The organism is Patulibacter sp. NPDC049589, from assembly GCF_040675535.1.
Classification (GTDB): Bacteria; Actinomycetota; Thermoleophilia; order Solirubrobacterales; family Solirubrobacteraceae; genus Patulibacter.
On the sequence record NZ_JBFAPC010000337.1, the window covers coordinates 1 to 1366 of the forward strand.

Sequence of the window (1366 nt, forward strand, 5' to 3'; positions counted from 1 at the left end):
CAACCCGATGCCGTCGGCACCGCCATCCGTCAGTTCTTGTCGGATCACGCCGTCACCAGGTGTCGACCCAGCGCGCCCCTGGTGCCGCCGCCCGCCGCTCCTGCGCGCTCCGCGGCCCGGGCGCGTCCCCGAGCGTCGCGACGATCCAGCGCCGCGTGTCCACCGGGTCGATCACGTCGTCGAGCTCGAACGCCGTCGCGACGCTCAGGCCCTTCCCGGTCTCGTAGGCCGCGTCCACCATCCGCCGGAACAGCGCCTCGCGCTCCTCGCCCTCCGCGGCCGCGGCGAGCTCGTCGCGGAAGCCGAGGCGGACGGCGCCCTCGAGCCCCATCGGCCCGAGCTCCGACGTCGGCCAGCCGACCGTCGCCAGCGGCACGCGCAGGTGCCCGCCGGCCATCGCCATCGCGCCGAGCCCGTAGGCCTTGCGCAGCACGATCGTCACGAGCGGGACGGAGAGCTTCGCGCCGACGACGAACATGCGCGAGACGTGCCGGACGGCGCCGGTGGCCTCGGACTCCGGGCCGACCATGAACCCGGGGGTGTCGCAGAGGGACACGACCGGCAGTCGGTGCGCGTCGCAGAGCCCGAGGAAGCGCGCGGCCTTGTCCGCCGCGTCGGCGTCGATCGCGCCGCCGAGCCGCGACGGGTCGTTGGCGATCACCCCGTACGGCCGGCCCTCGACGCGGATCAGCGCGGTCACCATGCTCGTCCCGAACCCGGGCCGCAGCTCGAGCACCGTGCCGACGTCCGCGAGCCCGTCCAGCACGCGCCGCACGTCGTAGGCGCGGGTCCGGCTCTCGGGGACGGCGTGGCGCAGCAGGCGCGCGTCGGGCGCCGACCACCGCTCGGCCGGGCCCTGGAAGTACGAGAGGTAGCGCCGGGCGACGTCGACCGCCTCGGCCTCGTCGGCGACCGCGACGTCCACGACCCCGGCGGCGACCTGGACGTCGAGCGGGCCGACGTCCTGGGGCGCGTGCACGCCGAGCCCGCCGCCCTCGATCATCGCCGGGCCGCCGAGCCCGATCGTGCTGTCGGCGGTGGCGATCACGACGTCGCAACAGCCCAGCAGCGCGGCGTTGCCCGCGAAGCAGCGGCCCGCTGCGATCCCGACCAGCGGGACGCTCCCCGACAGCCGCGCGAACGCGTGGAAGGTCGGGACGTCGAGCCACGCGCCGGACGGGACGTCGACGTCGCCGGGCCGGCCGCCGCCGCCCTCCGCGAGGAGGACGACCGGCAGCCCGCGCTGCTGCGCGACCTGGAACATCCGGTCGGGCGATCGGCATCGCCTTCCAGCTCTTCGACGACGTCCTCGACGTCGTCGCCCCACCGGAGCAGACCGGCAAGCCGCGCGGGACGGACCTGCTCG

Annotated in this window: 1 protein-coding gene and 1 pseudogene; one reads left to right on the top strand and one right to left on the bottom strand. The window is 75.9% G+C overall.

What is annotated here, in order from left to right; all coding sequences use genetic code 11:
* Nucleotides 1-52: 52 nt before the first annotated feature.
* Nucleotides 53-1270: pseudogene (locus AB0L40_RS27835) on the bottom strand (carboxyl transferase domain-containing protein); the annotation flags it as partial.
* A gap of 11 nt (nt 1271-1281) precedes the next feature.
* Between AB0L40_RS27835 and AB0L40_RS27840 the strand changes: the two are divergent.
* A partial coding sequence (locus AB0L40_RS27840; protein WP_364362055.1) for a polyprenyl synthetase family protein occupies nt 1282-1366 on the top strand: 85 nt, incomplete at its 3' end.